Below are 19,951 nucleotides of genomic sequence, written 5' to 3'. Positions count from 1 at the left end.
GAAAGCAGCGATAGCGCAGACAAACGTCGGCGTGCCCCGGGGCCGCCGACGTTTTTCGTCTAGTTGATCCCAAGCGCCTGCGCCCGTTCCCACTGGATCAGGCCGTGGCCCCGTGCCAGGCAGTCCGCGCCACGCTGGGTCAGTGCCGCCAGCGTCTCCAGCGCGACCGCCATCAGCTCGCAATCGACTTCTTCGGCGTCGTGGACCAGGTCAGCCAGTAGCTGGCCCGTGCCGCGGGAAAAATTCAGCCACTCGGCGGCTTCGTTGAACAGCTCGTGTGCCGATGCCTCCGCGCCAGCCGACGACGCGAGCCCCTGCCAGTTCGTTTCCATGGTGTGCTCCTTCGGACGAAGGGCGCACGCTAACAAACCGTTTGACGCTTGGGATTGAGACGTTTGGCCAACTTGCGTGCCTCGCGCTCGCGCTTTGGGATTCGTTCAGCCGTCTTTGCCGAGGCCGGTCTGCTGCAGCAGGATCAACAGCGCGCTGTCGATCCAGCGCCGGCCGAGGCTCTCGCGTTTGCCGACGATGTGCACGGAGGCCAGTTGCGCCGCCGTGACGCCATTCGCCGGGCCCTCGCCCTCCCCTTCGATGCGCACGCGATACCACACGGAGGCCGGTCGCAGCTCCTTCGCGGGAGCCGTGGGGTTCAACGGAATCGGGCCGCCGTGCTCTTTCGCCAGGGCCACGTTAGGCAGGTGTTCCAGCGCGCCATCGTCGACGGTCACGACCTTGCCGTGCAGTGGCGACGACGCACCCTTCGGATAAACCGTAGCCTCGCTGCCCACGGCGAGCCGTGCGCGATCGGATTCGGGCACCAGCGCTTCTACCCGCCAGTGCGTGCCACCCACAAGCGTGGCCATGCGTGCGCCGGGCGAGACCCAGCTGCCGGCCTGGAAGGTGGGGTCGAGATCGCGCACGACGCTGTCGGCGGCGGCGACCAGGCGCAGGCGATGCAATTCGGCGGCACTGGCCAGCTGCTGCACGTTGTACTGGTCGGCCATCCGGTCGGCAATGACCTGCTTGGCGACACCGTCGCGTTCCAGCCCGGCGGCGCCGCGTGCGGTGGCCTCGTAGGCGTCGCGCAAGGCATTGGCCTTCGCGCCATCGTCCTGCGGCGCCGGTGCGGTGAGGTCGAACAGGGCATCGCCCTTCTTCACTACCTGCCCTTCGTGGACCAGCACGCGATCGAGCTGGGCCGGGAACGGGGTGAAGACCGGTTGTTCGAATCCGGCCTCGATCACGCCGTCGCCGCGGACGGTGCCCGACCACGGCACCAGCAGGACCACGCCGAGCACGAGCAGCCCGGCCAGCCAGCGACGGGCGACGTTCCAGCGGATCTCGGCGCGGCGATGCCACCACACCCGTACTTCATGCTGCATGGGTCTCACCACGAACGTCACGATTTCAACGAGGAACAGGACAAGGCCCATGGCCTTGAAGAACGCGTGGTACACCACGACCGCGATGCCGACGAACAGGGTCAGGCGGTATAGCCACGTGGTGAACGCGAAGCCGGTAAGGAAGGCGGCGAACGGGCGCGTTACGGCATCCGGACGCGGGTCTTCGATGCCGAGGAAGGTGCGCCGCACCCAACGCTTGGCCCAGCGGCCGGCACGCTCGTGCAGGCCGGGGTAGTCGATCGCATCGGCGAGGATGAAGTAACCATCGAAGCGCATGAACGGGCTCGCGTTCACCGCGATGGTCAACACCCACGCGGTGGTGCCGAGGAAGAACAGCGCGTTGCGGAAGTTACCCTCCGGCGCGAACGACCACAGCAGCGTGCACCACGCGGCGAGTACCAGTTCCGCCATCACGCCCGCGGAGGCGATCGCGAGGCGGCGCTGCGAACGCTCCAGCTTCCAGCTCTCGCCGGTGTCGGTGTACGCCATCGGCCACATCACCAGCAGCGCCACCCCCATGTGGCCGACGCGCACGCCGTAGCGGGTGGCCATGAAGGCGTGGCCGAACTCATGCCAGCACTTGGAGAAGACCAGCGCGCCAGCGAAGGCGAACACGCCATCCCAGCTCATCGCCCCGCGCAGGTTGGCTTCGACCAGGTCCCACTGGCGGGCGGCGAAGACCAGGCCGACCAGCGCGGCGACCAGCGTCGCCACCAGGAAACGCGCACCGAACATCCACTGCACGAACGGCAACGCCTTGCGCAGGAAACGCTCGGGCCGGACCAGCGGCACGCGGATGAACAGGTAGTTCTGCAACAGCCAGTGCAATACCGAGCCGGGTGGCTTCATCTGCGCGTTGCGCAGCAACTGCTGTTGCTTGAGGAACAGGGCGAACTCGACGACGTCTTCCGGCTCGGGCGCCAGCGTCGTGCTCGTGCCGATCGCCTCGGCGATCCGTTCCGGATCGGCGAGGCCCCAGTGCTGCAGGATCTCGAACTCCAGCCAGCCGATGCGGAAAAACTGGTTACGCACGGGGTCGGCGATATGCCACGCCGGCGAGCCGTCGCGGTTGCGCCCGGCCGGGTGGATCTTCAGCTCGTCGCGCAGCGCCGGCCACGGCGGCGGCGCGGCCGGCATCGGCATGCCGGTCGCGTGGCCTTCGGCCGTGGCCGTCGCGTTCAAAGGCCGAGCCAGGCCCGCACGGTGGCGAGCGGACGGCGCAGCATCAGGTAACCGAGCACGCTCCAGCGACCGGAGACACGCGCGGTGCCCTGCAGGCCGATGCGCGCGGCGGCATGGTCGCCGGCGATCGTGCCGCGCAGCACGTAGCTGGCGACGCCATTCGGCGCTTCCACCGGCTGGTAGCCGGCGTAGTCGAGACGGGCATCCACCGGGCTGAGCGGCGCGACCTTCAGGAACACGGTCATCGGCGCGCCGTCTTCGAGGTTGGTCGGCTCGCCGACCGGTGCCCACGCGCGTACGCCCAGCGTGCGCGGATCGGCGAGCAGGCCGATCCGTTCGCCGGTCTGCACCGGACGGCCGGCCCAGTCATCCGGATCTGAGTAAACAAACACGCCGTCCACCGGTGCGCGGATCTCCAGCTTCTGCACTTCACGCTGCAGCGAGGCGACGTCGACCTCGCGCTCGTGCAGCTTGCCTTCGGCCATGCCGAGGTCGGCTTTGGCGTTCTGGTTTTCGATCGCCTGCTGCGCGGCCTGGTGCATCTCGACATTGGCGGTGGCCAGTTCGGCCTGGGCCACGGCGAGCTTGTTGCGCAGCGTGGTGTCGTCCAGCTCGGCCAGCACCTGGCCCGACTTCACCGAGGCGTTCGGCAGCACCACCATGCGCCGGATCACGCCTTCGCGTGGCGAGGCGATCACCTGGCTGTGCGTCGAGATGATCTCGGCCGGCACCAGGGTGTATTCGCGCACGGGCAGGAGCAGCAGCACGAGCAGGCCGACGAGGATGTAGCGCAGGCGGTGCCCACGCGTCGCGGCCTGCCACACGCGCTGCACGCGCGAGGGACGTGCCACCAGCGACCACCACGCATAGCCGTACAGGCCGGCGATCTGCAGCAACGCGTATTCGGCGTCGTCGGCGGTCAGCGTCGTCGGCCATGGGTCGTCGCGGCCGAGGAACAGCAGGGCCGCGGGCGTGCCGTCCGGGCCGGCCAGCGGCAGCACCCACACGTGCGCGGGGAACCACTCGGCCCAGCCCGCGGCGAGTTCGTCGCCGAGCATCTCCGGCGACAGCGGCAACACGCGCGCGGCCGCGGGCAGCTCGGTGCACTGCGTGGCGATCCTGCGCGTGACGCTGGACAGCCACAGCGCGTAAGGCGTATTCGGGTCGGCGTCGGCAAGGCCGGAATGCGCGGCCAGTCGCGGCGGACGCGCGGCCGACAAGGCGACCAGCGCGGCCTGGCGATAGTCGACCAGCAGGCGGGTGTCGTTGCAGGCGACGAAGCCGAGCTCGGCGGCGTTGGTCGCCGCCTCGGTGCGCGCGGCCAGCGCGTAGAACCGCGACGCGGCGGCAGCGGCGTTGCCGGGTTGGGCACTCATTCGCTCAGCCCTGCTTGCCCGGGGTGGCGCGACCGCTCATGCCCGGAAGCACGCGGCTGGTGTCGCCCTGGAAATCCGCTTCGATCTCGATGGTCTGGCTCACCGCGTCGACGCGGCCGCTGAGGCGGGTCACGGTCAGCTGGTAATGCGCGCCGGTCTCGTCCACGGTGGCGTCGAGGTGGGCGCCCGGCTTCAGCCAGCCGATCCAGTTAGAGGGCACGTTGAGGCGCGCCTTCGGCGTACCGGTGCCGACGAAGTCGATCACCGGCGCACCCGCGGCCACGCCCTGCCCTTCCTTCACGTGCACGCGGGCCACGCGACCGTCGAACGGCGCGACGAAACGGCACTGGCCGATCTGCGCCTCGATGATCCGCATCTGCCCGCGCGTGCGATTGACGTCGGCCGCGGTCAGTTCCACTTCCAGCGCGGCGGCCGACTGCAGGCCCTGCAGCTTAGCCTTGGCTTCGTAACGCAGCTGCGCGGCCTTGTACTCGGCATCGGCCGCTTCGCGACGTGCGGCGAGGTCGCTGCAATCGAACGCGACCATCGTCTTGCCCTTGGCCACGCTGTCGCCGAGCTGCACGTACACCTTCGCCACGCGGCCCGGGATCGCCGCGGACATCGGGCTTTCCTGGTCGGCGACGACCAGGAAACGCACCGGCGCCTGCGTAGCCGCGGCAGGCGCCGCCTGGGCGAGCGCGCCCTGCGTGCCGGCGAAACCCAAAGCGAGGATCGCGGGCAAGTACTTCAACATCTTCATCGTCTTCCGGGTCTTTCCAGGGTCAGGCAGGTGTGGTGCGGTGGTCGTGGCGACCGCTTACGGCTGGTTGGCCGAAGCGGTGGCCGGTGCGGCGCTGAGTTCGCGCAGCTTCTCCAGCACCGAGAGCACGGCGGCTTCGGCCAGCGCGCTGACCGAGCGGGTGCTCACTTCGTTGGGCTGGTAGCTGAGGTAGCTCTGGGTCAGCAGGTGCTTGCCGGCGTTGTCCTGCACGTTCACGTCCCACTGGGCGCGCGAGGTGGCCTTGCCCGGCGAGGCGCTGTAATGCAGGTCGACGCGCAGGCTGTCGTTGCCGCCGCCGAGCACGAGGCGGTTGCCGGTCAGCACGTTGGCGACCGAGCTGCGCACGCTGTCGCTGTCGACGCGGGCCGGCAGGCCGGTGACGCTGAGCTGGATCGGGCGATCGACCACGGCGACGTCCGCGTTCTGGGTGAACACGTGCTTCTCGCCATCGACCAGGCTGGCCTGGATCGCGCGCGACAGGGTGGCGACGTCGCTACCGGCGACCTGCTCGGGCATCAGGTCGATGCCGACCGAGTTCAGCACGCGGCCGTAGGCCGACTGCGCGGCGGCGTACGAGGACGCTTCCTGGAACCGCGAGACTAGCGAGCGGGCCTGCGTGCGCAGCGTCTCGAGGTCGCTGGTGAGCTGGTTGTTCGAACCGGCGCGGGCGACGCTGGCCAGGCGCTGGTCGACGCTGGCCGATTCGGCGGCGAGCTGGTGGTCGTACACGGCCAGCTTGTAACGCTCGACCGAGACGCGCACCTGGGTGACCACGGCCATGCTCAGCGCCATGCGGCGGGCATCGTCCACCTTGATCCGCGCTTCGTTGGTCCGCTTGATCGCCGGGATGCCGGCGAGGCGGATCAGGTTCATCGACATGCTGACGCCGCCCTGCGACCAGTTGTCGTTGTACAGGTACTTGTTCGAGTCGTAGCCGACGCCGCCGAACAGGTTGAGGTTGGGGAACAGCGCGGCGATCTGCTTCTTCGCCTCGATCGCGTCGACGCGTGCCTTGTAGTCTTCCTCACGCAGTTCGGGACGCTGTTCCAGCGCCATCCGCTCCAGCTCGTCCATGTTGGACGGCACCTGCGACAGCGCGGATTCGCGCGTGTCGGCCAGGGTGAAGTCGGCGCCCGGGGCGAGGTTCATCAGCGCGGCGAGTTCGCGCTTGGCGATCTCCATTTCCTGGCGCTTCTCGGTGACCAGGGTCATCGCGTCGAGCAGGGCGCGCTGGTATTCGAGGCCTTCCACCGGCGGCAGCACGCCGGCGCGTTCGGCCTGGCGGGTCTTCTCCAGCGCGGACTGGATGTTGTCGGCGACAGTCTGGCTTTCGGCCAGCAGGCGCTGCGCACCGAGCGCACGCCAGTAGGCATCGCGCACGTCCTGCACGATGTTCTGCAGCACCTTGCGGCGACGCTCGTCGGTGGCGTTGACGTCATCGGCCTGCTGCTTCGCGCGGTAGTAGCTCAGGCCGAAGTCGAGCACGTCCCACGACAGGGTGGCGTCGGCGAGGTAGTGCACGCGCTCTTCGGAAGTCGACGGACGCAGCGAGATCACCCGGTCCTGGATGCCGATGCTGGTGCCGCCCGAGTCGTTGCTGCGCCAGCGGTAACCGGCGTCGGCGGTGAGCTTGGGCAGCATGTCCAGCTCGGAGACGTCGAGCAGGCCCTTCGACAGCGCCGTCTCCATCAGCTTCAGGCGGTAGTCGAGGTTGTACTTCAGCGAACGCGCCATGACGTCGGACAGGGTCAGGGCGCCGTTGACCGGCTCCTGGTCCTTGTACATCGCCTGCTTATCGTTAGTCACCCGCGTGGCGATCTCGTCGTGGGTCAGCGGCTTCGGCTTCACCGCGCCGCAACCGGCGAGGAATACGGCGAGGGCGACGGAGGCAGCGAGGGGCGCAAAGCGAGGCGTGGAACGCAGCATGGAAGTGCTCATCGGTCGAAGGTGGGACATCGGTCATCAATCCTTGTGGCGCGCGATTAGTGGCGTGGCTGTTCGGTGGGCACGGCGGCAAGCGTGGAGGCGCCCTGCTTCGCCATGGCCGCGATCTGCGCGGTCAGCGAAGGGGCACCGCCCGGCGTGCTTGCCGGTGGCGGCACGTGGATGGCCACGGGCACCTGCGGGAGATGGATCTGGACCTCGGCCTGGCGCTCGGCGGCGTGTGCCGCCTTGTGCCCATTGGCCTTGTGCTCGCCCTTCGGGGCGTCGGGCCGGTGGTGGTTGCCCTGCTCGTGGTCGGCTTCGTGGCGATGCGTGCCGTGCGGGATCGCATCCACCGCGAACGGCGAGAAGTCATCCCACAGCGGGCTGTGGTCGAGCGCGAAGTCGTTGAGGCTGACCCGCGAGCGCGCATCGGCTTCGGCCTGCACGGCCTGGGCGAAGGCCACGCCATCGGTCAGCACGTACTGCACGTTGGACGGATCCTGGGCGAGCAGCGGACCTTCGGCCGGGTTGTAGCGACCGGTGACATAGGCGTCCTGCCAGCGCAGCGTGTCGCGCTGCGAGGCTTCCACGCCCGGCACCACGAACAGCCCCGGGGTCCAGCCCTGGCGGATGTCGCGCTCCGGCCACTCGTGCGACAGCGGGAAGATCTGGTCGCCTTCGCGGGCCTGGATCGGCGGCGTGATGCCGTGGATCGTCAGCGTGAGCGTCGCCGTGCTGGTGTCGCCGTCGGCATCGGTGATGGTGTAGGTGAACACCTCGGTAAGCGTGCGCGTGGTGTCGAGCGACGCGACCTTCGGGTTGGACGTATCCAGCTTGTACGAATACGTGCCGTCGGCGTTGAGCACCAGCGTGCCGTACTCGCCCGCGCTGGCGTTGCCGATGCTGCCGGCATGCCCGGTGTTGGTCGAGACGACGCCGGTGACCGGACCGCCCGCGGCGGGACCGTCGGCGCCGATGCGATCGGCACCGTCGCCACCGCTGAACACGTTGCCGCTGGCCGAGGTCTGGCCGGCGTCCTGCAGGATCGTCGCGCTGTCGTCGTGGGCGGTCGGCACATCGTTGGCGATGTCGACCTGCAGCGTGCCGGTGGAACGGCCGCCGCCCGCGTCGGTCACCACCAGGGCGATGTTGTCGACGCTGTCCGGCGTGTTCTGCGTGACCGGGTGGTCCAGCGTGTAGGTGTAGGTGAGCGTGCCCGCGGTCGGCAGGCTGCCGTTGGTCGCGGTCGGCTGGAAGCCGGTCAGGACCAGGGTGCCGTCCGGCGTGTGGATCGTCACCGGCGTGCCGCCGGAGAGCTGGCCCAGCTGGGTCGTGGTCAGCGTGGTGCCGCCGACGCTGACGCTGGCGAGGCCGTCTTCCGCGGTGATCGCGATGCTGCCCGTGGTCTGCTGGCTGCCGTCGTGGTCGGCCAGGCCGGACTCGTGCACGGTCGCCTGCCCCGTCGCACCGCCGTTGCCATCCACCGGCACGATCGACGGCGTGCCGTCGGTGTGGCCGTGGATGGTGATGGTCAGCGTGGTGGTGCTGCTGTCGCCGTCGGCATCCGTGATCGTGTAAGTGTAGGTCTCGGTGAGCGTGTCGCCGTCCTTCAGCGCGTTGACCACGGTGTTGGCGTTATCCACCGCGTAGCTGTAGCTGCCGTCGGCGTTGAGCACCAGCGTGCCGTACTGGCCGGCGACGCCACTGCCCACGTGCCCGCTGACCGGACCCGTGCTGTTGCCGGCGACGACGCCGGAGACCGGCGTGGCCGTGGCGTCGGCGCCGATGCGATCGGCGGCGCTGCCCGCGCCCGTGCCGGTGACGACGTTGCCGGTGACGGCCGCACCATCTTCGTTGACGTCGGCATGGTCGGCGTGCGCGGTCGGCGCATCGTCCATGATGTCGACGACGAGGCTGCCGTTGGCCGTGCCGCCGCCCGCGTCGGTGACGCTAAGCGCGATGCTGTCCGAACCATGGTCGCTGCCCGGCTGCGACTGCGTGCCACCCAGCGTGTAGGTGTACGACAGCGTGCCGCCGGTCGGCCGACCACCGATGGAACCGTCCGGCACGAAGCCGGTGAGTTCCAGCGTACTGCCGTTCGGCGTGACGATCGAGACCGGCGAGCCGCTGCTGAGCGAAGCCAGTTCGGCCGCGCTGAGCGTGCGCCCGCCGACGGTGATGCTGACCAGGCCATCCGGCGCGGAAATCGCGATGGTGTCGGTCGCCGTCTTGCTTGCGCCCGCCGGGCCATCCGGGGTCAGGCCCGCTTCCCACACGGTGGTATCGCCCAGCGCGTTGGTGCCGTTGCCATTGCCGTTGCCGTCGTGCGGATCGATCGACGGCGCGCCGTCGGTGTGGCCGTGGATGGTGATCGTCAGCGTGGTGGTGCTGCTGTCGCCGTCCGCGTCGGTGATCGTGTAGGTGTAGGTGTCGGTCAGCGTCTGGCCGTCCTTCAGCGCGTTGACCGTGGCGTTGCCGTTGTCGACCGCGTAGCTGTAGCTGCCGTCGGCATTCAGCACCAGCGTGCCGTACTGGCCGGCGACACCGCTGCCGATGTTGCCACTGGCGGCGCCACCCGGCGTACCCGCGACGACACCGGTCACCGGCGTGGCGGTGGCATCGGCGCCGATGCGATCGGCGTGGCCACCACCGGCATCGCCGGCGACGACGTTGCCCGTGAGCACCGCGCCGTCTTCGTTCACGTCACCCGTATCCGCGTGCGCCGTCGGCGTGTCGTTGACGATGTCGACGACGAGGTTGCCGGTCGACGTGCCACCGCCGGCATCGGTCACGCTCAGCGCGATCGTGTCGGTGCTGTCGGTGGTGTTCTGGGTCACCGCGTGGTCGAGCGTATAGGTGTACGCCAGCGTGCCGGCCGTCGGCACCGTGCCGTTGGTCGCCGTGGCCTGGAAGCCGGTCAGCACCAGGGTGCCGTCCGGCGTGTGGATGGTCACCGGGGAACCGCTGGACAGCGCGTCGAGCTGCGCCGTGGTCAGCGTCGTGCCACCGATGGTGACGCTGGTGAGGCCATCGGCCGCGGTCAGCGTGATCGACCCATCGACCGACTGGCTGCCATCGCCGTCGACCAGGCCCGACTCGTGCACGGTGGCCTGGCCGGCCGTCGCGCCGTTGCCGTCCACCGGCACGATCGACGGCGCGCCGTCGGTGTGGCCGTGCACGGTGATGGTCAGCGTGGTGGTGCTCGCGTCGCCATCCGCATCGGTGATCGTGTACGTGTAGGTATCGGTCAGCATCTCGCCGTCCTTCAGCGCGTTGACCGTCGGGTTGGCGTTGTCGAGCGCGTAGCTGTAGCTGCCGTCGGCGTTGAGCGTCAGCGTGCCGTACTGGCCGGTGACGCCGCTGCCGACGTTGCCGCTGGCCGCGCCGCCCGGCGTGCCGGCGACGACACCGGTCACCGGCGTGGTCGTGGCGTCGGCGCCGATGCGATCGGCCGTGCCGCCGCCTGCGTCACCCACGACCACGTTGCCGGTCAGGGCCGCGCCGTCTTCGTTCACGTCACCCGTATCCGCATGCGCGGTCGGGGTGTCGTTGACGATGTCGACGACGAGGTTGCCGGTCGACGTGCCACCGCCCGCGTCGGTGACGCTGAGCGCGATGCTGTCGGTGCTGTCGGCGCTGTTCTGGGTGACCGCATGGTCGAGCGTATAGGCGTAGCTGATCGTGCCCGCGGTGGGCACGCCGCCGACCGTCGTGGTCGCGGCGAAGCCGGTGAGCTCCAGCGTGCCGTCCGGCGTGTGGATCGTCACCGGGGTGCCGCTGGTCAGCGCATCGAGCTGCGCGACGGTGAGCGTGGTGCCACCGATGGTGACGCTGGTGAGGCCGTCGGCCGCCGTCACCGTGAGGGTGCCGGTGGTGGCCTGGCTACCGTCGCCATCGACCAGGCCCGACTCGTGCACGGTGGCCTGCCCCGCGACGGCGCCGTTGCCATCGACCGGCACGATCGACGGCGTGCCGTCGGTGTGGCCATGGATGGTGATGGTCAGCGTGGTGGTGCTGCGGTCGCCATCGGCGTCGGTGATCGTGTAGCTGTAGGTGTCGGTCAGGGTCTGCCCGGTCTTCAGCGCATTGACCGTCGCATTGGCGTTGTCCACGGCGTAGCTGTAGCTGCCGTCGGCGTTGAGCGTGAGCGTGCCGTACTGGCCCGCGACGCCGCTGGCGACCTGGCCGCTGACGGTGGTGCCGCCGCTGTTGCCTGCCGCCACGCCGGTGACCGGGGTGGCCGTGGTATCGGCGCCGACGCGGTCGGCGACGCTGCCGCCGGTGGTGCCGGAGACCACGTTGCCGGTGAGCGCGGCGCCGTCTTCGTTGACGTCACCCGTATCCGCATGCGCGGTCGGGGTGTCGTTGACGATGTCGACGACGAGGTTACCGGTCGCCGTGCCACCGCCCGCATCGGTGACGCCCAGCGCGATCGTATCGGTCGCGTCGGTGCCGGCCTGGGTGAGGGTGTGGTCGAGCGTATAGGTGTAGCTGAGCGTGCCCGCGGTGGGCACGCCGCCGACCGTCGTGGTCGCGCTGAAGCCGGTGAGCTGCAGCGTGCCGTCCGGCGTGTGGATCGTGACCGGCGAGCCGCTGGACAGCGCGTTGAGCTGCGCCGTGGTCAGCGTGGTGCCACCGACGGTGACGCTGGCCAGGCCATCGGCCGCGGTCAGCGTGAGCGTGCCGCTGGTGACCTGGCTGTTGTCGCCATCGACCAGGCCCGACTCGTGCACGGTGGCCTGGCCGGCGGTCGCGCCATTGCCGTCCACCGGCACGATCGACGGCGTGCCGTCGCTGTGGCCGTGGATGGTGATCGTGAGCGTGGTGCTGCTGCGATCGCCATCGGCGTCGGTGATCGTGTAGGTGTAGGTCTCGGTCAGGGTCTGACCGTCCTTCAGTGCGTTGACCGTCGCATTCGCGTTGTCGACGGCGTAGCTGTAGCTGCCGTCGGCGTTCAGGGTCAGCGAGCCGTACTGGCCGGCCAGCGCCGTGCCCACGTTGCCGCTGGCGTTGCCGCCCGGCGTGCCCGCGACGACGCCGGTCACCGGGGTCGTGGTGGTATCGGCGCCGATCCGGTCGGCCACGCCACCACCGGTGTCACCCGCGACCACGTTGCCGGTGAGGGCCGCGCCGTCTTCGTTCACGCTGCCGGTGTCGGCATGCGCGGTCGGGGCATCGTCGATGATGTCGACGACGAGGGTGCCGGTCGAGGTACCGCCGCCGGCGTCCTTCACGCTAAGGCCGATGTTGTCGACGCTTTCCGTGCCGGCCTGGGTCACCGTGCGATCCAGCGTGTAGCCGTAACTGATCGTGCCGGCCGTCGGCACGCCGCCGACCGTCGTGGTCGCGGTGAAGCCGGTCAACAGCAGGGTGCCCTGCGGCGTGGTGATGCTCACCGGCGAGCCGCTGGACAGCGCGTTGAGCTGGGCCGTGGTCAGCGTGGTGCCACCGATGGTGACGCTGGTGAGGCCATCGAGCGCCGTGACGGTCAGCGTACCGGTCGTCGCCTGGCTGCCGTCGTGGTCGACGAGGCCGGACTCATGCACGGTGGCCTGGCCGGTCGCCGCGCCATTGCCATCCACCGGCGCGATCGACGGCGTGCCGTCGGTGTGGCCGTGAATGGTGATGGTCAGCGTGGTGGTGCTGCTGTCGCCGTCTGCGTCGGTGATCGTGTACGTGTAGACCTCGGTGAGCGAATCACCGATCTTCAGCGCGTTCACCGTCGCGTTGTTGTTGTCCACCGTGTAGGTGTAGCTACCGTCGGCCTTGAGCACGATCGAGCCGTACTGGCCCGCGACCGCGGTGTTGACGCTACCGCTCGCCGGCGTGCCGGTGTTGCCCGCGGCGACGCCGGAGACCGGTGTCGTGGTGGTGTCGGCGCCGATCCGGTCGGCGACGCTGCCGCCCGTCGTACCCGAGACCACGTTGCCGGTGAGGGCCGCGCCGTCTTCGTTCACGCTGCCGGTATCGGCGTGTGCGGTCGGGGCGTCGTCGACGATGTCGACCGTGAGCGTGCCGGCCGACGTGCCGCCGCCGGCGTCGGTCACCTGCAGCGAGATGTTCTCGACGCTATCGGTGCCGGCCTGGGTGACGGTGCGATCCAGCGTGTAGGTGTAGCTGAGCGTGCCCGCGGTGGGCACGCCGCCGACCGAGGTCGTGGCGGTGAAGCCCTTCAGCACCAGGGTGCCCTGCGGCGTGGTGATGCTCACCGTCGCGCTGTTCGACAAGGCATTGAGCTGGGCGGTGGTCAGCGTGGTGCCGCCGATGGTGACGCTGCTGAGGCCGTCCAGCGCGCTCAGCGTGATCGTGCCGCTGGCGGACTGGCTGCCATCGTGGTCGACCAGGCCGGACTCGTGCACGGTCACCTGCCCTGCCGTCGCGCCGTTGCCATCCACCGGCACGATCGACGGCGTGCCGTCGGTGTGGCCATGGATGGTGATGGTCAGCGTGGTGGTGCTGGTGTCGCCGTCGGCGTCAGTGATCGTGTAGGTGTAGGTGTCGGTGATGGACTGGTTGTCCTTCAGCGCGTTCACCGTGGCGTTGTTGTTGTCGACGGTGTAGCTGTAGCTACCGTCGGCATTGAGGATCAGCGTGCCGTACTGGCCGGTGACGCCCGTGCCCACGCGGCCGCTCACCGTGCCGCCGGTGTTGCCCGCGGCGACACCGGTCACCGGGGTCGTGGTGGTATCCGAGCCGATCCGGTCGGCGACGCCACCGTTCGCATCGCCCGTGACGACATTGCCCGTGGCCGCGGTGCTGTCTTCGTTCGCGCTGCCGGTGTCGGCACGCGCGGTCGGCGTGTCGTCGACGATGTTGACGGTGATCGTGCCGTTGTCGGTGAAGCCAGCGCTGTCCTTCGTCGAGATCGCGATGACGTCGTTGCTGCTGGTGGCGCCCGGCTGGCTCACCGCACCGTTCAACACGTAGTGGTACGTGAGCGTGCCGTGCGCGTTGTCGGCACCCGGCGTGTAACCGGTGACGACCAGCGTGCCGTTGGCGGTCTGGATCGTGCGCTGCGCTTCCGGCAGCGCGGCGAGGTCCTGCAGCTGGGCCAGGGTCAGGGTGACCGAGTGGCCCGCGCCGTCGGCCGGGTTGCCGAGGGTGACGGTGGAGAGATCGTTGAACAGCGCGAAGCTCTCGGTGCCGTCGACGCCCTTGCTCGCGTCGTTGTTGGCCAGGCCCGCTTCGCTGACCTGGGTACCGCTGTTGACGGTGAAGTCGAACACGCGGGTGGTGACCAGCGCGTTCGAGGTGCCGCCATCGCCATCGGCGTAGCCGTACTGGTCGCCCTTCGCGCCGGCGACGTTGGTGTCGTTGTTGGTACCGTCGAGGTCGAGCGTCGGGCGATCCGGACGCGAACCGTGGTTGCCACCGTCGTTGACCGCGAGCTGGACCTGGAACGTTCCGTTCCAGAAGGCGTTGTTGTCGCCAGCCACGCCGGCCGGGACCTTCACGCCGACCACGTTCAGCGCCGCCTGCACCTGGGCGACCGTGCCGGTGAAGGTCACCGTGCTGTGGCCCTGGCCGTCGCTGCCGATGGTGTAGGCCGCGCCGTTGTAGGTGCCGCTGGCCCCGGTGTTGCCGTTGACGTCGTGGACGCTGAAGCCGGTCGGCAGGGTCACCGTCGCGCTGATCGGCGCGGTGCCCGCATCCGGGTCGGCGAGCGTGATGTGGCTGAGCGTGTAGACGCCGGCGGCGCTCTCGTTGCCCGAGTTCGGCGCGGTGATGCCGATCACCACCGGGTCGTTGATCGAGGACGGGAACACCGTGCGCGAGTTCGACGCGACGTTGGCGGTGAGACCGCCCGGGATCGCGGCATACGGGTTCACGACCGTGGTCGGCACGTTCTGCGTGCCGCCTGCCGCGTTGTTGTCCAGGCCGCCGTTGGCGGCGCCGGAGCCGTCCAGCGCACCGGTGGTACGGTCGCGCAGGCGGTCATCGGCGATCACCTGCACCTTGTACGACTGGTCGGCGTTGGCCAGCGTGCCGCTGATGCCGACCTGCAGGCCGGCGAGGTACGCGTTGACCTGGTCGCGGGTGCCGCGGATCACCAGGGCCGAGGCCGTGCCGCTAAAGGTGGTGTCGACCGTCGCGCCAGCGCTGCCACTGGTGGACGAACCGAGGGTGATGTTCGCGTAAGCCGACTGCGCCAGCGCATTGCCGTTGCTGTCGGTGATCCGCACCGTCACCTGCATGAAGTCGGTTTCGCCGGTGGTGATGCCACCACCGTCGGTGTAGTCGACGTCGCTGACCGAGAAGCCACCGACCGCGGTCGAGCCGTTGAGGTAGACGGTGCTCGTGTCGCTGACGCCGACGGTCGGTGCATCGTTGACCGGGGTGATGTCGATGGCAACGCTGATGTCGGCCGGGTTGTTCGACTGGCTGCCCGAGCCGGTGTCGCTGCCGATCTTCGAACCGGTATCGTCGAAGTGGACGGTGAGCGTCACGTCGCCCGCGGCGCCGCCATTCTGGTCGTGGTTCGCGTTGCTCGCGCTCTTGTAGGTCAGGCCCAGCGCCGTGTCGTTCAACAGGGCCTGGATGTCGCTGGCCCGGCCGGTGAGCACCAGGGTGCCGCTGTTGTCGCCGCTGATCGTCACCGCGCGGCTGCCGGCCGCGCTGGAGGTCGCACTGCCCTGCGTCCCGTTGCCACCGATGCCGAGCACGCCCTGGCCGACGTTCAACGTCACCGTGATCGGCGTGTCGAACGCGGCCGACTCCGGATCGGCGACCTGGAAGCTGCCGCCGATGAAGGTGGCCTGGTCTTCGAACGTGGTCACGTTGGACGGACCGGTCAGCGTGCCGATCTCATTGACGCTGGACGCGCGCACCACCACCGATGCCGCGGCGAGGTTGCCGCTCAGCGCCGGGACGGCGGCGCTATACCAGTTGTATTCGGTCGCATCGACCGGCACCGTCGACGGGCCCGTGCCGGTACCCGGCGTGGTCGACTGGTTGGCCGGGCCGCCGTTGGCGCCCGCGGTCAGCGCGCCGGTGGTCGGATCGCGCAGGCGATCGTCCGCGATGACCTGGACCTGGTACTTCGCGTCCATGTCGCCACCGAAGGTGACGGTCAGGCCGGCGAGCGCGGCATTCACCTGCGCGCGCGTGCCGCTCAGCACGAGGTAATCGCTCGCGCCGTTCTTGTCGCTGTCGACGCGTGCGCCAGCACCCGTCGCATAGCCGATCGACACGCCATCGTTCGCGTAGTCGGCCGCGCTGAAGGCGGTGCCGTTCGCGTTGAGCAGGCGCACGGTGACCTGGATGAAATCGGTCTCGCCGTTGGTGATCGTGGTCAGGTCCGGATCGGCGACGCTGAAGCCCGGCACCTGGTTGTACTGCGGATTGGTGCTGTCGAGGTCGACCGGGCCGGCCGGCGCGGTGACCGTCGGTGCATCGTTGGTCGGCGTCGTGTAGATCCAGAACGCGTTGCCGGCCTGTTCCTTATCGCCGTCGGAAACGGTGAAGTTGAACTTGTCGCCCGGGGTATCCGAGTACACGGTACCGGTCGATTCGGTGCCGTCGTTGAGGTAGTAGATCCGCCCCGCGTTCACGTCGGCCTGGGTGAACGACGAGCCCTTGCCGAGGATGTGGAAGGTCACGCCGCCATCGGTGGAAATCGCGACGTTGCCGTGGGTCGGCGCGGTGGTGATCGCGTACTGCACCTGGGTGGCGCTGCTGTCCGGATCGTAGGCCTGCAGCATCGACGAGGTGATCTGCGCGTAGCCGCCTTCGGCGACGGTCAGCGGTTCGTTCGCCGGGGCGCCACCGATGTTGTTCGGCGAGTCCGACGGGACGGTCGGATCGGCGAGGGTCGGATCCTTCGCGATCGACGGCGCGTCGTTGACGTTGGTGATCTGGATGCCGACCGTGCCGGCCGTGGCCGAGCGCTGGCCCCAGCGGTCCTGCGCCTCGACGGTGAAGCTGGTGTTGCGCACTTCCGAGCCATTGCTGACAAAGCGCAATCCGGTGGTGCCGGTCGCATCGGTGATGATCGACGCATCGATCAGCTGGCCGACCGCGACGTTCGCCCAGCTATGGCCACCGTCGGTGGAGTATTGCAGCGTGCCGCCGGCGGGCAGGCTGGTGACGATGAACTTCAGCGCGTTCGGACCGGTCGCGTCGTTGTTGTACGCGTAGTTGTTGCCACCCTTGGCGAGGGTCGGCGAGCCTTCCAGGTAAGACTGGCTGGTCGCGTCATCCGGATCGCTGATGCCGAGCTGGCCGCGGGTAAGGTACGCGGTATCGCCTTCGGCGATCACCGTATTCGACGAACCGGTGACCACCGGCGCGTCGTTGGTCGGGTTGACGTAGATGTCGAACGACGGCGTCCAGGTATCGGTCGTGCTCACGCCGTTCTGGATCGTCACAAGGCCCGCAGTCACCGAGAAGTTCGCGGTGACGTGGAAGTTTTCGCTGTCGCCGTCGTGCTGGAAGCGCACGTTGCCGGCATCGAGGTCGGCCTGGGTAAAGGTGCCGTAGACACCGACGTTCACCCAGGTGGTGCCGACCAGCTTCTGCATGGTGCCGGCGCTGTCGTTGACCTCGTGGTTGGTGAAGCCGAGGAAGGTGTAGACCACCTGCGACGGATCCACGCCATTGGCGGTGTAGCTCAGGCCCGGGTCGACCGAGAAGTTGGTCGGCTGGCCGTTGGTGGTCGTGCCGTGCAGGATGATCGCACTGCCTTCGTCGACGGTGCCCAGCGCGTTGCCGCTGGGATCGACGCCGGCGTAGGTCGAGCCATTGTGCGAACCGACCGGGTCGTGGATCGGGAAGTTGCCGCCGTTCCCGTTCTGGGTTTCGACCAGGTGGATGTTGAAGCTGTAGTTGTTGAGCGGCGCGGACTGCAGCTGGCTGGTGTAGTCGCCACCGATGCGGGTAAACGGGGTGCCGTCGGCGTTCCAGCGCAGCGCCGTGGTGTTGTCGACCACGGTGAAGTTGAAGGTGTCGGTCTGGTTCGCACCGGCGCCCGAGGTCTGCACGTACTGCACGCGGCCGGCGCGGACGTCGGCCATGGTGAACACGCCGCCGTCCTTCAGCTCCTGGCCGTTGAGCAGCAGGTAGCCGTGGGTGAGGCCAGCCTGGCTGGTGACGAAGCTGACGTTCGCCTCGGGCGAGTCGACGTCGGTCGCGCCGATCATCGACGTGGTCAGCACCACGGAATACGCACCGGCCGTGCCGTTGCCGGCCTGGGTCACGGTCGCGTCGCGCGTGCTCGCGGCGATCAGCGCCGGATCGTCGTCCACCGCGTTGACGTGCAGCACGATGGTGCCGTCGGTCGAACCCGGCGTGCCGGTGCCACCGCCCTGGTCGGTGACGCGGACGCCGTAGCTGTCCTGGGTGACGCCGTCGACGCCGTCGTTGCTATAGGTCAGCAGGTTGCGCTGCGAGTAGTCGAAGGTGAGCCCGGTGGCGGTCACCGCCGTGCCGTTGAAATACAGCGTGCCGTGGGTCGGCAGCGCGGTGATCGTAACCTGGAGCGTCGTGTCGCCCGGATCGCCGCCGGCATCGGCGGTGATCCACTGGCCGACGTTGCCGGTGCCCTGCGCGTTGGCGGGCTGGCCTTCGTAGACATCGCCTTCGCCGCCGACAGTGGGCAGCTGGTTCACCGGGGCGACATTGAGGGTCACGTGCACGTTGGCCGAGCTGGCCAGCGGCGTCGCACCGTCGTTCACGCGGGCGCTGAAGCCATCGCCCACGTCCTGGTTCGCGCCGGTGGCGGTGTGGACGTAGGACAGCTTGCCGTCGATCACGTCCTGCTGGGTGAAGATCGAGCCCGCGCCGAGGCGGTTGCCGTCCAGCACGAGATAGCCGTACTGCGGCAGCGCGGTGAGGCTGTAGACGATCTGGCCGGCGGTCTGCGTGCCAGCCGACACTTCCGGATCGATCGCGTTGAGCGTATCGACGCCGATCACCGTGGTGCTCGGGCCGCCGCTGTTGCTGACTTCCTGCACCGTCTTGGTCGCGTCGGAAATCGTCGTCGGATCGTTCGACGGCGTGATGGTCACGTCGACCGAGCTGCTCGCCGAGAGCGATTCGGCGTCGGTCACCGTCACGGTGATGGTGGTCTTCGCCGCGGTGTTGCCGAGCTCGACGTCGGCCGCCACGAAGGTCAGCTGGTTGAGCCAGGCCTGCGACTGGGCGCGGGTGCCGGTGAAGCTGAGGCCGCCGGTGATGGCCGTGCCACCCGAGCCGGAGGTGAGCGTGCCCTTGCCGGTGTCGCCGACCACGGCCTTGACCGTGATGACATCGCCGCCGACCGCGTCGTCGGTAATCGTCCAGCCGCTGAGCGTGCCGCGGTCCGCGCCGGTCGCATTGAGCGTGCTCGGTTCGGACACGGTAAGGGTCTTGCTGGTGGTGTCGACCGTCGGCGCGACCAGCAGGCCGTCGTAGTCGAGCGCCAGCGTGCGTGCCTCGATGTGGCCCGTGCTGCTTTCCAGCACCCAGTCGCCGCCGAGCGCGGCCGCGCCGGTCGCGTCGGTGGACGAGGCCACGTCGGCGTGGGTCAGCGTCGCCATCTGGGTGACCAGGGCGGTGTCGTGGCTGGAGACGTCGCAGCCGTAGACCAGGATGTCGCCGCCCGTGCGCAGGGTCGCGCCCACTTCGCCCAGCTGGCTGGAGAAGCTGGCGATGTTCGCCGCGGTCACGGTGTCGGTGCCGAGCGAAATCGAGTCGCTGGCACCGTGGCTGATGATGTGGATGGCGCTGATGTCGTGCTCGCCGCGCAGGGCGTTCGCGAGCTGGTCCATGCCGGAGGACTTGTCGTTGATGACGACGACCTGGCTGTCCTTTGGTAGCTGGGCGACCAGCGACTGCCAGTTGGCGACGCTTTCGTCGACGACGTAGACCTCGTGGCTGGCCGGTGCGGCCGGGGCCGGGGCGGAAGCGCCCGGGGTCGCGTGGGCGGCTTCGGCGGCGGATGCCGCGTGCGTGTCTGCCGAAGCCACGGCGGCGGCCGGCGCCGGCGCGGGCTGCGCGGGCGGCTGCACGGCATGGCCGGGTTGCTCGGTGGCGGCACTGTGGAACCTGCCGGCGTCATGCGCCGCTTCGGCCGGGTCGGCGTGGCGGGCGGCTTCCACGAGCGCCGCGCCGTCGTACATCTGGCGGGGCTCCAGCGCGTAGCGGTGCGCGCGCGGGCGGAAGGGGTTCTTCGACTTGTTCCCTGACATGGTGCGCCTTTCGTAAACGGGCCGTTCCACGAGCCGAACGCGTCCATCCCGCGTCCGGAGAGCGCAGGCGGTTCAGTTCGGTGAAGAAGCTGTGATGAAAGTCACAGCACTTTTCGC

Annotated in this window: 6 protein-coding genes; all 6 read right to left on the bottom strand. The window is 69.1% G+C overall.

The window, feature by feature from the left end; all coding sequences use genetic code 11:
* Nucleotides 1-59: 59 nt before the first annotated feature.
* The 6 genes from KPL74_20970 to KPL74_20945 all read right to left on the bottom strand — a co-directional run bounded on the left by KPL74_20970 (nt 60) and on the right by KPL74_20945 (nt 19,834).
* Nucleotides 60-332: a DUF908 domain-containing protein gene (locus tag KPL74_20970; GenBank protein ID QWT20203.1), complete on the bottom strand. Its 273-nt coding sequence runs from the start codon at nt 330-332 to the stop codon at nt 60-62.
* A 105-nt stretch (nt 333-437) separates the two neighbouring features.
* Nucleotides 438-2,546: an HlyD family efflux transporter periplasmic adaptor subunit gene (locus KPL74_20965; protein QWT22645.1), complete on the bottom strand. Its 2,109-nt coding sequence runs from the start codon at nt 2,544-2,546 to the stop codon at nt 438-440.
* A 35-nt stretch (nt 2,547-2,581) separates the two neighbouring features.
* Nucleotides 2,582-3,961, bottom strand: a complete 1,380-nt coding sequence (locus KPL74_20960; protein ID QWT20202.1) for an HlyD family efflux transporter periplasmic adaptor subunit — start codon at nt 3,959-3,961, stop codon at nt 2,582-2,584.
* Between the two features lie 4 nt (nt 3,962-3,965).
* Nucleotides 3,966-4,721 (bottom strand): efflux RND transporter periplasmic adaptor subunit, encoded by a 756-nt coding sequence (locus KPL74_20955; GenBank protein QWT20201.1) that lies wholly within the window; start codon nt 4,719-4,721, stop codon nt 3,966-3,968.
* Nucleotides 4,722-4,778: 57 nt separating this feature from the next.
* Complete coding sequence (locus tag KPL74_20950; protein QWT20200.1) at nt 4,779-6,698, bottom strand: TolC family protein; 1,920 nt, start codon at nt 6,696-6,698, stop codon at nt 4,779-4,781.
* 26 nt (nt 6,699-6,724) lie between these two features.
* Nucleotides 6,725-19,834 (bottom strand): VCBS domain-containing protein, encoded by a 13,110-nt coding sequence (locus tag KPL74_20945; protein ID QWT20199.1) that lies wholly within the window; start codon nt 19,832-19,834, stop codon nt 6,725-6,727.
* Nucleotides 19,835-19,951 lie beyond the last annotated feature (117 nt).

The organism is Bacillus sp. NP157 (assembly GCA_018889975.1).
Lineage (GTDB): Bacteria > Pseudomonadota > Gammaproteobacteria > Xanthomonadales > Rhodanobacteraceae > Luteibacter.
The sequence above is the reverse complement of the archived record's forward strand: the minus strand, read 5'-3'. Positions and strand labels throughout refer to the sequence as shown.

Bases quoted from the DNA above. Each gene is read 5' to 3' on its own strand.
- KPL74_20970 (QWT20203.1), bottom strand. From the start codon at position 332: ATGGAAACGAACTGGCAGGGGCTCGCGTCGTCGGCTGGCGCGGAGGCA.
- KPL74_20965 (QWT22645.1), bottom strand. From the start codon at position 2,546: ATGCCGATGCCGGCCGCGCCGCCGCCGTGGCCGGCGCTGCGCGACGAG.
- KPL74_20960 (QWT20202.1), bottom strand. From the start codon at position 3,961: ATGAGTGCCCAACCCGGCAACGCCGCTGCCGCCGCGTCGCGGTTCTAC.
- KPL74_20955 (QWT20201.1), bottom strand. From the start codon at position 4,721: ATGAAGATGTTGAAGTACTTGCCCGCGATCCTCGCTTTGGGTTTCGCC.
- KPL74_20950 (QWT20200.1), bottom strand. From the start codon at position 6,698: ATGTCCCACCTTCGACCGATGAGCACTTCCATGCTGCGTTCCACGCCT.
- KPL74_20945 (QWT20199.1), bottom strand. From the start codon at position 19,834: ATGTCAGGGAACAAGTCGAAGAACCCCTTCCGCCCGCGCGCGCACCGC.